This window comes from Nocardia sp. NPDC059691 (genome assembly GCF_042733915.1).
GTDB lineage: Bacteria > Actinomycetota > Actinomycetes > Mycobacteriales > Mycobacteriaceae > Nocardia > Nocardia sichangensis.
The window spans coordinates 1-11,990 of the sequence record NZ_JBHWFB010000028.1 but is presented as its reverse complement, the minus strand read 5'-3'; the positions used below and the strand labels follow the sequence as shown (position 1 = coordinate 11,990).

Here is an 11,990-nt window from a genome sequence, read left to right as displayed (position 1 = left end):
AGCGCCGATGGTACTGCACTCGACAGGGTGTGGGAGAGTAGGACACCGCCGGAACATCCTTTCACGAAAGGCCCTCGACACCGTCGAGGGCCTTTTGTCATTTATGCCCAGAATTACTTTCCATGCCGACCGGCGGTGAGCGCGTTCGTCAATTCGGCTGCCGCGCTGCGGGTCGCATCGACGAATTCATCGCGTTCCACGCGCGTCGTCGCCACCTGCAATGGCCCCAGCTGAACTTCGTAGGCCGCGGTGCCGCTCGCATCGAAAACCGGGGCCGCGAGATAACTCAGCGGCAATAACTCATCCGAATCCAGCTCCGCCCGCGTGAAAGGCCGGGACGTGAGCGCGGCGAGCTGGCGTAGCGCGCGCGTACGCAGATGCGGTCGCAGCAATTCGGATCCGACCGCGCCGAGCAGATCGGCGAGCAGGTCGACCAGGCCCGCATCGTCGGCGCGCGGCCGGAACACCGCGACCCCGCGTTCACGCACCAGTGCCAGCAGCGCGCCGACGATGCGTTGATCCGCCTCGTTGGCGGTGTTCAGCCACGTATTCTGCTCCTTTGCCGGACGCCACGGCATCACACTCGCGCCGGCCGGGAATTGGAGCGGAATGCGATGTCCCACCGGGATTCCCGGCACCACCCGGTCGACGCCGTGCCGGACGTCGAGCACGGTGAGCCGGTCCGGCTCGATGCGGCTGAACGTGGCGCCATAGCCGGTCCGGGCAGCGAGACCGGCGAGAAGCTCGCCCACGTCCTGTGGAAGCGCGGCGCCGTGCAATCCCACCAGCGCCGGGCCGATGCCGTAACCACGAGCCGGGTCGCGCACGACCCAACCGGCCGCGTCCAACTCGACCAGGATCGCGGTCGCGGTCGCGCGCGCGATGCCCAGCCGTTCGGCGATGCCCGCGATGCTGATCGGCTCCCCAGAGGTCGCCAGTAGCGACACGATGTCGACGACGCGCCGCGTGGGCGGCGACGCAGATCGGTCCGGCATGGCGGCAACCCCTTGTCCCGGCTCGGTGAGCGACTTACGATGACGAATATTAGATCACATGCTGTCGAATATTCGTCAGTCGCCGCTTAGGAGCGTGAATGATTCTGGAACGGTTCCGAATCGATGATCAGGTCGCGATAGTCACCGGCGCAGGACGTGGCCTGGGCGCGGCTATAGCGGTCGCGTTCGCGGAGGCGGGTGCGAATGTCGTCATCGCCGCACGCACCAAAAGCCAGCTCGACGAGGTAGCCGAGCGGGTTTCCGCCACCGGGCGACAGGCCCACGTTGTACCCGCGGATCTGAGCGACGCCGAGGCCACAGCGGCACTCGCCGAGACGGCGGTCGAACGCTTCGGGCGATTGGACATCGTGGTGAACAACGTGGGCGGCGCACTGCCGTGCCCGCTGCTGGACACGACGCCGCAGGCACTGCGGGACGCCTTCGACTTCAACGTCTCGAACGCGCACGCCTTGGTCCGCGCCGCGGTGCCGCGCATGCTCGAAACAGCGGGCGGCGGCTCGATTCTCAACATCACGTCCACGATGGGGCGGCTCCCCGGACGTGCGTTCGCGGCATACGGCACCGCCAAGGCGGCTCTGGCCCATTACACCAAGCTCGCCGCTCTCGACCTCAATCCGCGTATCCGGGTCAACGCCATCGCGCCGGGCTCGATCCTGACCTCCGCACTGGAAGTAGTCGCCGGAAACGACGCCATGCGTACCGAATTGGAGTCGAAGACACCGCTGCATCGCATCGGCGAACCGGAGGACATCGCCGCGGCCGCGCTCTATCTGGTGTCCCCCGCGGGGAAGTATCTCACCGGCAAGATTCTCGAACCCGACGGCGGCTTGATCGTTCCCAACCTCGACCTTCCGATCCCGGACCTGTGACATGACATATCGCGTAGTGCAATGGGGCACCGGCAATGTGGGCAAGCATGCCTTGGCCGGCGTAATCGCCCATCCTGAGCTGGAATTGACCGGCGTGTGGGTGTCCGGTGCCAAGAGCGGAGCGGACGCGGGGACGCTCGCGGGGCTCGATCAGCCCGTCGGCGTCGCCGCGACGACCGACGCGGAGGCATTGCTCGCGTCGCGTCTGGACTGCGTCGTCTACTGCTGCATGACCGACAACCGGCTGTTCGAAGCCGTACAGGATCTGCAACGCATCCTGGCCGCCGGGATCAATGTCGTCGCGTGCGCACCCGTGTTCTTCCAGTACCCCTACGGCGTGCTGCCCGACGAGTTGCTGAAGCCGGTGCAGGAGGCGGCCGCGCAGGGCAATTCGTCGCTGTGGGTGAACGGCATCGACCCCGGTTTCGCCAACGACCTGCTGCCGCTCGCGCTCGCGGGAACCTGTCTGCGCATCGATCAGCTGCGCTGTCTGGAGATCGTGGACTACGCCAGCTACGACAACCGCGCGGTCATGTTCGACATCATGGGCTTCGGCAAGCCACTCGACGAGATCCCCATGCTGTTGCAGCCCGGCGTGCTGTCGCTCGCCTGGGGCGGCACGGTTCGCCAGCTCGCGGCCGGGATCGGGGTCACCCTCGACGCCGTCACGCAATCCTACGAGCGGATCGCGGCGCCGGAGTCGTTCGACATCGCGACCGGGCACATCGCCGAAGGAACCGCGGCGGCACTGCGTTTCGAAGTGCGGGGCATGGTCGGAGACGTGCCCGTCACGGTCCTCGAGCACGTGACCAGGCTGCGCCCCGACCTGTGCCCGGACTGGCCCCAACCGGCGGACCCGGAGGGCTCCTACCGGGTCGAGATCACCGGCGAGCCCAATTACGCGTTGGACTTGGTGACCTCGAGCCGCAACGGGGATCACAACTACGCGACCGTGCTGGCGACCGGCCTGCGCATCGTCAACGCGATTCCAGCCGTGGTAGCGGCGCCCGCCGGAATTCTCACCGCGCTCGATCTCCCGCTGATCACCGCTCCCGCGCAGCGTCCCGGTCGCTGACCCCCACGGCCTGCGGAGCTACTGGCCGATCGCACGGCGGCCCCGGCCGGGGCTATTCGGCGTACCGCGCGGACTGTGCGCGGTCGAGGTCATCGATGAGCTCCGGCTTGCCGACCGGGCGACCGGCCTACCGACCGACCGGCTGCACGGCGTGCCGGTCGGTCGGCGACAGCGTGTCACGCTATCGGCCCCGCCCGGTCGTGTGACCGGACCGGTAGCACGCGGAGCTACCCGGCCCGCAGGCGACAGTGCCCCGTCGTCGCGAACTCGGACGCAGGAAGCCGACCGGAAGTGTTGGCGCGGTTGCTCGGCCAACACTTCGGGCTCGCCCGTTTCGACTGGTCGGGCAGGTAGGCGGCCGCGGCGGGGACTACCGGGCTCGCGGCGCGGACAGTGCCCGCTCGATGTCGTCGGCGCGGTTGCTCGGCCAACACTTCGGGCTCGCCCGTTTCGACTGGCCGGGCAGGTAGGCGGCCGCGGCGGGGACTACCCTGCTCGCAGCGCGGACAGTGCCCGCTCGATGTCGTCGGCGCTGTTGTAGAGGTGGAAGGCGAATCGCAAGCCGCCGCCTCGCGCTGAGGCGACCACCTCGGCCTGCTCGAGCCGGGCCGCGAGGTCGCCAGCGCCAGGGACGGAGACGATCGGCGAGGGCGCCTCGACGGGCTCGAAACCCAATTCGCGCAGTCCGGCCCGGAAATGGCCGGCGAGTTCGAGGTCGTGCGCGCCGATCTTGTCGACGGTGAGTTCCTCGATCAGCGACAGTCCCGCCAGCGCCGCCACGACGCCGAGCCAATCGGGCGTCGTGTCGAATCGCCGTGCCGTCGCGGGCAGCGCGGCCGGGCGGTACAGCTCCGCCCAGCGGTCCTCGGCGGCGTACCAACTGGCGCCGATCGGACGCAGCTGCGGGACGAACTCGGGCGGCGTGGCGAGGAACGCGACGCTGCGCGCGCCGATCAGCCATTTGAAGCTGGCGCAGACCCAGTAGTCCGCGTCGGCGAAGCGCAGCGGCAGCCAGCCCGCGGCCTGGGTGGCGTCCACGAGCAAACGCGCGTTGTTGGCCCGGGTGACCGCCCGCAGCTCGGGGAGATCGGCGACGCGGCCGTCCGCGGATTGGACCACGCTCACCGCCACCAACTCCGTCTCCGGACGGACCTGCGCGGCCAGCTCCGCCAAAGGGACGAAGCGCACGACGAGATCGTCCCGGTACACGAAAGGCATCGAGACCGAGGCGAATTCGCCTTCCGGCAGGAGGACCTCCGCGCCCGGCGGCAGTGCGGCGGCCACGGGTGCGATCAGGCCCGCGACACCGCTGCCGAGCGCTATGTCATCGGCGGTGGCACCGTCGAGCAGCCGGGCGAAGCCCGCGCGCAGGTCGGGTACCAGGAGGTCCACTTGGGATGTCGGGCCACTGCGGCCGGTGGCCCAGCTCGTGCTCGCCTCGCGCACCGCGGCCAGGGCGCGGGCGGACGGCAGACCGAAGGAGGCGGTGTTCAGGTAGGTGATCTCGGGAGTGAACTCGTCAGGCGCTAGCGAGGGCATGTTCGCAGCATCCGCCGGGCGGCGCGGGACCGTCCAGCGCCACCGGGCGGATAGTGGACCGTTTTCCCGCCCGTCACTTACCGGGCGTCCACATGTTGGACAGCAACTGGAAGCTGGGTGTGTCCGACAGCGACTGCATGGATTCGTAGATGCGCCGGTAGGCCGTGGAGGTGATGCGCCACTTGCCGTCGTCGTCGCGGCGGTAGGTGTCGGTGTAGTAGCCGGCTCCTCGGATCAGCACCCCGTACTCGGTGGCGAGCACGGTGTCCTCGAAGGCCCAGGATCCCGTGGCCGTCGCGCCGTCGACGCCGATCTCCGGGTGGTTGGCGATGTGGACGGTGACCACCGAGGGGCCGAGATTCTCCCGCATGAACGCGGTGATGGCGTCCCGGCCGTCGAGGTTCAGCGGCTCGCCCATGGCGTGGGTGCCGTAGCGCCCTTTCGCGTCGACCGCGAGGGTGTCGGCGAACTCGTCCCACTCTTTGAGGTCGAGGGTACGGAAGTAGCGGTACTTCAACTGGCGGACGGCTTCGATGGCGTCGAGATCCATCTGTCGAGCCTGGCACGCGCGGCCCCCGCAGACAAGAACGTGTTCTATTTTGGTGCGAGTCGGCGTCGCGAAGGGACGGATCGAGATCCGCGAGGATCAACTGTGTCGTCCGGAGCGGAGGCCCGATCGGGGACCTCAGCCGCAGGCGAGGGTGTCGAACCGGCGGGGGGCGGGTACCCATATGACGGGCGTTATCGTGCGCCACGACAGCGTCCTGGGTACCGATCCGTCACGACCAGGGGAATCTTGCGATGACCGACCGCCATGCCACCCACGACTCGAACCGGCAGACCCCTCTCGACCAAGAACTCGCCCTCGAGGCGGCCGCGCGGCGCTTGGAGAACGAATTCGACGGCGTCGCCAGCGAAGCCGCGATCGAGGACCATCTCCAGGCCTCCTACGACCATGTCGCCCACCACGCCACCATCGTCAACTTCTTGCCGCTGCTGGCCGAACGGTACACCCGCGAGTGGCTGTTCGCCCTCGAGGATTCCGCGCACGGGTCCGCTTAGCGGCCTCTAAGCTCTACGCGAGCGCGCGTGGAGGTTGGCAATGACGGTCGAGGTGATGACCGATTCCGAGACGGGGGATTTGCCGACCGAATCCGGACAGGCAATACGACCGAGCCAGCCCCCGGTATCGATGATCGAGCGGATGACGCTGATATTGGAGGCGTTCGACGGCGCGACGCCGACGCTCACCCTCGTCGAACTGGCCGAGCGCACCGGACTGCCGCGCTCCACGGTGCATCGCATCCTCGACCAGCTGATCCGGCTGCGCTGGCTGGCGCACGCGCCCGGCGGCTATCGGCTCGGCTTGCGCACTCTGGAGTTGGGTGGCCTGGCCGCCGACCAAAACGAGATCCGCGATGTGGTGAGCCCACTGCTGCACGACGTCTGCCAGCAGACCGGAATGGTGGGCCATCTCGGCGTTCTGGACGGGCGCGATGTGTTGTACCTGGACAAGGTCGGCGGCCGGATCGCCGCCAGTGTGCCCACCCGGCTCGGCGGCCGGATGCCCGCGCACAGCACCGCACTCGGCAAGGCGCTGCTGGCGACGCTGGACCCGAGCATCGTGGAGGCGTCCTTCCGGGATCGCCTGCCGCAACTGACCGCTCGCACCCTCGCCGACCGCGCCGAACTGCATCGCGAACTCGGCCGCATCCGCAACCGTCAGGGTGTCGCCGTCGACAACGAGGAGTCCGTGCCCGGAATCACGTGCGTGGCAGTGCCGATTCGCGGTCGCGGCGCGGCGGTGGCCGCGGTGTCGCTGTCGGGCCTGATCGGTGCCGACGCGGTGGCGCCGGACACCGCGCGGCTGGCCATGGCGCTGGCCGAGATCGCCCGTGAGGCGGGGCGAACCCTGTGTCCTCGGCACGCGCGTAGGCTCTAGCTGCACCGCGCGGCCCGGCACCGGTGCGCCCGGCTCCGCCGGATCATTTCCGATCGGCCGCGGTCGTCCCCGGGCGGAATGGCCGAAATTAGCGGCGCGCTTGCTGAATTGCCCGCCTTTCACTGTGAAGAATTTTCGTTCGCTGTGCGCGCGAGCGGCCGGGCTGCTTTCCTGGTGGAGTCAGGATGGACAGTCCGTGAGGAGCCGAGCCGGAGTCGGGGAAGCGATGCACCGGGTACCGATCCAAGAGCGGCCATTCCGTTCCGAATGGCTATGGTTTGCGGCGGGCGCGCTGGCCACCGTCGCGGTGGTCGTCTGGCTGGTACGGCCGTCGGCGCCGACCTGCGCCGCGGCGCATCCGCTCGACGAGGTGTCCTCGCCGTCCCGATTTCCCGTGTCCGCCGTGACTTTCGCGCCGATCGGGCCGGACATGTCCGCCGAGGTGCGCTACTACGTCTTCGGCACGCGGACATCGTGTTCCTTCCGCGAGCTGCCGCCGGACGGCTACTATGCCGGGCTTTCGACCCGCGACTACGGGCGCGCCGATCTCTGCGGGGCATTGCTGGACATCGCGGGCCCACGGGGGTCGGTCCGCGCGCTGGTGGTCGACCACTGCCCGGCATGCGCTCCGGGACAATTGGATCTCAGCGCCGCGGCGTTCGAACGGATCGCCGATCCCCGTGACGGAGTGGCGCGGGTCGGCTACCGTCTGGTCCGCGATCCGCAACCGGCGCAGGAGCTGACCTACGAGGTGAAGCAGGATTCGTCCGCGTCCTGGTTCGGCATCCTGTTCGGCGGCACCGGAAACCCTTTGCGCGAGGCGGCTGTTCGTCCGGCGGAAGGTGGGCCGTGGCGACAGCTCAGCCGACGGGCCGACAATTACTGGACCCTTTCCGGCGCCGGGCTGGGCCCGTTCACCGCGCGCGTGACGGACGTCTTCGGCAACGAGGCCGAGATCACCGATGTGCTGGTGGAACCGGGGCGATACTCGGCGGGCACCCGGCTCTATTCCGGCGCGCCGTCGTTCAAGTCGTCGCCGTCGCTGGCGACCGCGACAGGGCACGTCACGGTCGCGTCCGGCTGTCGACGGTAACGCTCAGGTGAGCCTGGCGGCCAGCGCACGCCCAGCGGCCCGGCCGGAGAAGATGCACCCGCCGAGGAAGGTGCCCTCGAGCGCGTTGTAGCCGTGCACACCGCCGCCGCCGAATCCGGCGACCTCACCCGCGGCGTACAGACCCGGGAACGCCGTGCCGTCCGGCCTGATCACCTGGGAACTCAGGTCGGTCTGCAGACCGCCCAAGGTCTTCCGGGTGAGGATGTTGAGCCGGACGGCGATCAGCGGGCCCGCGGCGGGATCGAGGATCCGGTGGGGTTTGGCGACCCGGCCCGCCTTGTCGCCGAAGTAGCGGCGCGCGTTGGCGATCGCCATCAGCTGGCTGTCCTTGCCGTACTTGTTCGCCAGTTCCCGGTCGCGCGCGACGATCTGGCGTTCCAGGTCGTCGTAATCCAACTGGGGGCCGCGCGCGATCTTGTTCATGCCCTCGACCAGCTCGCGCAGCGTGTCCGCGACGACGAAATCGACGCCGTGCTGCTTGAACGCCTCGACCGGGCCCGGCGCGCCCTTGGCCACGCGGCTCTTCAAAGTGAGTTTGAGGTCCTTGCCGGTGATGTCCGGGTTCTGCTCGGAGCCCGACAGCGCGAACTCCTTCTCGATGATCGACTGGGTGAGCACGAACCAGGAGTAGTCGTAGCCGGTCTTCAGGATCTCCTTCATCGTCGTGTTCGTATCGAATCCGGGGAAACACGGTGCGGGCAGCCGCTTTCCGTTGGCGTCGAACCACAGCGAGGACGGCCCCGGAATGATCCGGATGGCGTGGTCGGGCCAGATCGGGTCCCAGTTGACGATGCCCTCGGTGTAATGCCACATGCGGTCGCGGTTGACGATGGCGCCGCCCGCTGTCTCGGTGATGGCCAGCATTCGGCCGTCGACGTGCGCGGGCACGCCGGAGATCATGGTCTCCGGACACGGGCCCAGTCGTTCGGTGGGCCAGTTGCGCCGGATCAGCTCGTGGTTGTGGCCGATCCCGCCGGAAGCCACGATCACGGCCTTGGCGCGCAGTTCGAACCCGCCGACTTCGGTGCGGGACGAGGCGCGACCGCGCTCCAGATCGGTGTCCTCGAGCACGGCGCCACGCACACCGACCACCGCGCCGTCCTCCACGATCAATTCGTCCACCCGGTGACGGAAGCCGAAGCGGACCAGCCCGCGCCGCTCGCCTTCGAGCACGGGCTCGGCGAAGACCCGGACCACCTCGGGGCCCGTGCCCCAGGTGAGGTGGAAGCGCGGCACCGAGTTGCCGTGCCCGTCAGCGGTGGCGCCGCCACGTTCGGCCCAGCCGACCAGCGGCGTCACGCGCAGGCCGAGGTCGCGCAGGTAGTCCCGCTTCTCGGTGGCCGCGAACCGCACGTACGCCTGCGCCCACTGCCTGGCCCATTTGTCCTCGTCGTCGCGGTCGAACCCGGCCGAGCCGAGCCAGTCCTGCAGGGCCAGATCGTAGGAGTCCTCGATGCCGAGACGCCGCTGCTCCGGGCTGTCGACGAAGAAGAGCCCGCCCAGCGACCAGAACGCCTGGCCGCCGAGGTTGTTGCGGTTCTCCTGATCGAGCACGTGCACCGTGCGACCGGCCTTGACCAGTTCGTGCGTGGCGACCAGGCCGGCCAGCCCGGCGCCGACGACGAGGACGTCCGCCTCGGGGCTGCTGTGGGACATGTTCATCCTTCGGTTGCGGTGCTGTAGGCCAGCACGACGTGGTGGAAGAGCTCGGTGCGGCGCTCGCGCACGGCGCGGCTGTCCGGCTCCATCAGTACCTGCACGCTGGTGCCGTCGTGGACGGCGATGAGCGCTTGCCCGAACGCCTCCGGATCGGGCACGGTGCGGCCGCCGCGGGCGAGCGCCGCGACGATCGTGGGCATGAGCGCCGCGACGATGGCCTCCTCACGAGCGGCCATCACCCGGCGCAGCGCGGGGGTGCGCAGGGCGTGCGCGGTGAATTCGGCGGTGATCCGGTACCAGCCCTCGTCGACCGGGACCGCCCGTTCCAGTCGCTGGACGGCGGCGCGTACGTCATCGGTGCCCTCGGCCGCGATCTCGTCCAGGATGGCGCTCGCCTCGGTGAGCATCGCCGTGGAGCGCTGCTCCCACATGGCCAGGAAGAGCTCGTCCAGCGAGCTGAAGTTCGAGTAGAACGCCCCGCGGGTGAATCCGGCGCGCTCGCAGACCCGCTCCACGGTGGCGCGGCCGAAACCCTCCTCGGCGAACGCCTCGTAGGCGGCGGTCAGCAGCCGGTTCCTGGTTTCGGCGCGGCGGCGGGTGACCCGGGCGGGCGCGGCCTGCACGGCATCGGACGTCATCGGGCACCTCCTCGGTCGAGGCGTTGGATACAGGAATGTACTCGATACAGAAACGTATCAGAATTCGCCGGGCCGTGTGGCCGTATTCGCCGAGTAGGGTGATTCCGGCCCGGCCGACGCGGTCGGGGTGCCCATCCGTGTCGATCCGATCGGTGCGAGGTGATCCGATGAGCGAGGTTCGCAGCGGTACGTCCGCGATGCGTTGCTGGCGGGTGCGCAGGCCGGGTCCGATCGAGAGCGGACCGTTGGACGCGGAGCGAACACCCGTTCCCGAACCCGGTCCCGGCGAACTGCTGGTGCGTGTGCTGGCCTGCGGCGTGTGCCGGACCGACTTGCACGTGGCCGAAGGCGACCTTCCGGTGCACCGCGCGGGGGTGGTGCCGGGGCACGAGGTCGTCGGCGAGGTCGTCGCGGTCGGCAGGGCCGCGGAGGGTTTCGCGGTGGGGGACCGGGTGGGCATCGCCTGGCTGCGGCACACGTGCGGCGAGTGCAAGTTCTGCCTGCGCGGTGCGGAGAACCTCTGTCCGCATTCGGCCTACACCGGCTGGGACGCCGACGGCGGCTACGCCGAATTCGCCTGTGTGCCCTCGACTTACGCGCTGCGCCTGCCCCCGGGCTACTCCGATGCCGATACCGCCCCGCTGTTGTGCGCCGGCATCATCGGGTACCGAGCGCTGCTGCGGGCCGCCGTGCCGCAGGGCGGGCGGCTGGGGATCTACGGTTTCGGCGGCAGCGCCCACATCGCCGCTCAGGTAGCCGCCGCGCGCGGAGCGGAGGTGCACGTGATGACGCGGGATCCGGCGGCGCGGGAGCTCGCCGCCGCGCTGGGCGCCGCCTCGGTGCGGGGCGCGGCGGATCCGCCTCCGGTGCTGCTGGATTCGGCGATCCTGTTCGCCCCCGTCGGTGAGCTGGTGCCGCCCGCGCTGGCGGCGCTCGATCGCGGCGGGATCCTCGCCGTCGCCGGTATTTATCTCAGCGACATTCCCGCCTTGAACTACCAACGGCATCTGTTCCAGGAACGAGAGATTCGCTCGGTGACCGCGAACACCCGCGCGGATGCCCGCGAATTCCTGGCTTTCGCCGGCGAACACCGGATACATCTGACCACGCACGGGTATTCCCTGGACATGGCGGATCGGGCGCTGGCCGATCTCGCGCACGGACGATTTGCCGGTGCGGCGGTTCTCCTGCCGTAGAACACGATTCGGCGCTGACTCCGTATCGGTCGGATGGAGTTCCTTGACGGCCTCCTGAGCCGTTCTTACCTTCGCGGATATAGCCGAGTAATTGTCACTGACAAGTGTCGATCGGCTGTCTCACAACGGCGTGAGTAGGTGAGTACGATGGCCAACCGGAAGGTAATCCAGTTCGAGAAGTGGCGTGTAGTAAGGGCATTCGCCGTGCTACTGATCGTCGCGGGTTTCGGGGCTGCGACGGGAATGCACGCATGGGCCGCGTCCTGTGCGGCGGTCGACGTCGTCGTCGCCAGAGGCACCCATGAACCCGGGTATCTGGGTTCGGTGGTGGGCGATCCGCTGTACGACGCACTGTGGCAAGCGCTTCCGGTCGATTCGCAGGCCTATCGGGTGGACTACCCCGCCGACCTGCTCGATCCTTCCTCGATCAGCCGCGGCACCCAGGACATGACCGCGCACCTGATGTGGCAAGCGGCGAACTGCCCGGACCAGCGGTTCATCCTGGTCGGCTTCTCGCAAGGAGCCGTCGTCACCCACGGGGTGCTCGGCACCGGCATCGTCACCGTGCTCGGTGGCATCTACTCGCTGCCCGGAGATCTGGAATCCCGGGTGGCGGCGGTGCTGCTGTTCGGCGACCCGATCCGGCTGATCGGCTGGAACGTGCCGGACGGATACGCCGGGCGGACCGGAAACTACTGCGCGAGTGGTGATCCGGTGTGCGAAGGCGGCATCCGTCCGGCCGCGCACACGGACTACCGGTGGGCCATGTGGCCCGCCGTGGAGTTCGCGGTAGACCGGATGTGACATCCCGAGACGGGAAATCCGCGGGGTGGGGGGGCGCCCCCGAGGGGGGGGCCCCCCCCCCCCCCGCGGGAATATTAAAAAAAAAGAACCCCCAAAAAAAAAACAAAAAGCATATGGGGGGGTGTTGGTGTATTGGGG

12 protein-coding genes are annotated in these 11,990 nt (G+C 68.8%); 7 read left to right on the top strand and 5 right to left on the bottom strand.

The genetic code is table 11. The features are described from left to right. Window positions 1-113: 113 nt before the first annotated feature. Window positions 114-995: a helix-turn-helix domain-containing protein gene (locus tag ACFV2O_RS36500; protein WP_379256321.1), complete on the bottom strand. Its 882-nt coding sequence runs from the start codon at window positions 993-995 to the stop codon at window positions 114-116. Window positions 996-1,093: 98 nt separating this feature from the next. Between ACFV2O_RS36500 and ACFV2O_RS36495 the strand changes: the two genes are divergently transcribed. Together ACFV2O_RS36495 and ACFV2O_RS36490 are read left to right on the top strand one after the other, a co-directional pair. Further along, on the top strand, window positions 1,094-1,885 hold the full coding sequence (locus ACFV2O_RS36495; protein ID WP_379256320.1) for an SDR family oxidoreductase: 792 nt from the start codon (window positions 1,094-1,096) through the stop codon (window positions 1,883-1,885). Between the two features lies 1 nt (window position 1,886). Continuing rightward, entirely contained in the window at window positions 1,887-2,960 is a 1,074-nt protein-coding gene (locus ACFV2O_RS36490; RefSeq protein WP_379256318.1) for a diacylglycerol kinase, read from the top strand. A 486-nt stretch (window positions 2,961-3,446) separates the two neighbouring features. Here ACFV2O_RS36490 and ACFV2O_RS36485 read toward each other — a convergent pair whose 3' ends face one another. Continuing rightward, on the bottom strand, window positions 3,447-4,499 hold the full coding sequence (locus ACFV2O_RS36485) for an aminotransferase class V-fold PLP-dependent enzyme (RefSeq protein ID WP_379256317.1): 1,053 nt from the start codon (window positions 4,497-4,499) through the stop codon (window positions 3,447-3,449). Window positions 4,500-4,572: 73 nt separating this feature from the next. Then, window positions 4,573-5,049 (bottom strand): nuclear transport factor 2 family protein, encoded by a 477-nt coding sequence (locus ACFV2O_RS36480; protein WP_379256315.1) that lies wholly within the window; start codon window positions 5,047-5,049, stop codon window positions 4,573-4,575. Window positions 5,050-5,300: 251 nt separating this feature from the next. On the opposite strand from ACFV2O_RS36480, the gene ACFV2O_RS36475 reads away from it, so the two are divergent. The 3 genes from ACFV2O_RS36475 (at window position 5,301) to ACFV2O_RS36465 (ending at window position 7,534) form a co-directional block, all read left to right on the top strand. Then, window positions 5,301-5,561 carry a three-helix bundle dimerization domain-containing protein gene (locus tag ACFV2O_RS36475; protein ID WP_379256313.1) on the top strand — a complete coding sequence of 87 codons (261 nt, stop codon included), beginning with the start codon at window positions 5,301-5,303 and terminating at the stop codon, window positions 5,559-5,561. A gap of 142 nt (window positions 5,562-5,703) precedes the next feature. Beyond that, complete coding sequence (locus ACFV2O_RS36470; RefSeq protein WP_355081430.1) at window positions 5,704-6,441, top strand: IclR family transcriptional regulator; 738 nt, start codon at window positions 5,704-5,706, stop codon at window positions 6,439-6,441. Between the two features lie 196 nt (window positions 6,442-6,637). Continuing rightward, window positions 6,638-7,534, top strand: a complete 897-nt coding sequence (locus tag ACFV2O_RS36465) for an expansin EXLX1 family cellulose-binding protein (protein ID WP_379256311.1) — start codon at window positions 6,638-6,640, stop codon at window positions 7,532-7,534. Between the two features lie 3 nt (window positions 7,535-7,537). Here the strand turns inward: ACFV2O_RS36465 and ACFV2O_RS36460 are convergent, their stop codons facing one another. Further along, window positions 7,538-9,217 (bottom strand): FAD-binding dehydrogenase, encoded by a 1,680-nt coding sequence (locus ACFV2O_RS36460; protein ID WP_355078515.1) that lies wholly within the window; start codon window positions 9,215-9,217, stop codon window positions 7,538-7,540. Continuing rightward, window positions 9,214-9,852: a TetR/AcrR family transcriptional regulator gene (locus ACFV2O_RS36455; protein ID WP_379256309.1), complete on the bottom strand. Its 639-nt coding sequence runs from the start codon at window positions 9,850-9,852 to the stop codon at window positions 9,214-9,216. The genes ACFV2O_RS36460 and ACFV2O_RS36455 overlap by 4 nt, the downstream gene beginning before the upstream one ends. A gap of 197 nt (window positions 9,853-10,049) precedes the next feature. Between ACFV2O_RS36455 and ACFV2O_RS36450 the strand changes: the two genes are divergently transcribed. Next, window positions 10,050-11,048, top strand: coding sequence for a zinc-binding alcohol dehydrogenase family protein (locus ACFV2O_RS36450; protein ID WP_379256322.1), 999 nt, complete (start codon window positions 10,050-10,052; stop codon window positions 11,046-11,048). 147 nt (window positions 11,049-11,195) lie between these two features. Continuing rightward, window positions 11,196-11,852, top strand: a complete 657-nt coding sequence (locus tag ACFV2O_RS36445; RefSeq protein WP_379256307.1) for a cutinase family protein — start codon at window positions 11,196-11,198, stop codon at window positions 11,850-11,852. Window positions 11,853-11,990: the final 138 nt, after the last annotated feature.

What these genes read in the sequence shown, in the direction of transcription:
- ACFV2O_RS36500 (WP_379256321.1), bottom strand. Translation starts at nt 995, where the DNA reads ATGCCGGACCGATCTGCGTCGCCGCCCACGCGGCGCGTCGTCGACATC.
- ACFV2O_RS36495 (WP_379256320.1), top strand. Translation starts at nt 1,094, where the DNA reads ATGATTCTGGAACGGTTCCGAATCGATGATCAGGTCGCGATAGTCACC.
- ACFV2O_RS36490 (WP_379256318.1), top strand. Translation starts at nt 1,887, where the DNA reads ATGACATATCGCGTAGTGCAATGGGGCACCGGCAATGTGGGCAAGCAT.
- ACFV2O_RS36485 (WP_379256317.1), bottom strand. Translation starts at nt 4,499, where the DNA reads ATGCCCTCGCTAGCGCCTGACGAGTTCACTCCCGAGATCACCTACCTG.
- ACFV2O_RS36480 (WP_379256315.1), bottom strand. Translation starts at nt 5,049, where the DNA reads ATGGATCTCGACGCCATCGAAGCCGTCCGCCAGTTGAAGTACCGCTAC.
- ACFV2O_RS36475 (WP_379256313.1), top strand. Translation starts at nt 5,301, where the DNA reads ATGACCGACCGCCATGCCACCCACGACTCGAACCGGCAGACCCCTCTC.
- ACFV2O_RS36470 (WP_355081430.1), top strand. Translation starts at nt 5,704, where the DNA reads ATGACGCTGATATTGGAGGCGTTCGACGGCGCGACGCCGACGCTCACC.
- ACFV2O_RS36460 (WP_355078515.1), bottom strand. Translation starts at nt 9,217, where the DNA reads ATGAACATGTCCCACAGCAGCCCCGAGGCGGACGTCCTCGTCGTCGGC.
- ACFV2O_RS36455 (WP_379256309.1), bottom strand. Translation starts at nt 9,852, where the DNA reads ATGACGTCCGATGCCGTGCAGGCCGCGCCCGCCCGGGTCACCCGCCGC.
- ACFV2O_RS36450 (WP_379256322.1), top strand. Translation starts at nt 10,050, where the DNA reads ATGCGTTGCTGGCGGGTGCGCAGGCCGGGTCCGATCGAGAGCGGACCG.
- ACFV2O_RS36445 (WP_379256307.1), top strand. Translation starts at nt 11,196, where the DNA reads ATGGCCAACCGGAAGGTAATCCAGTTCGAGAAGTGGCGTGTAGTAAGG.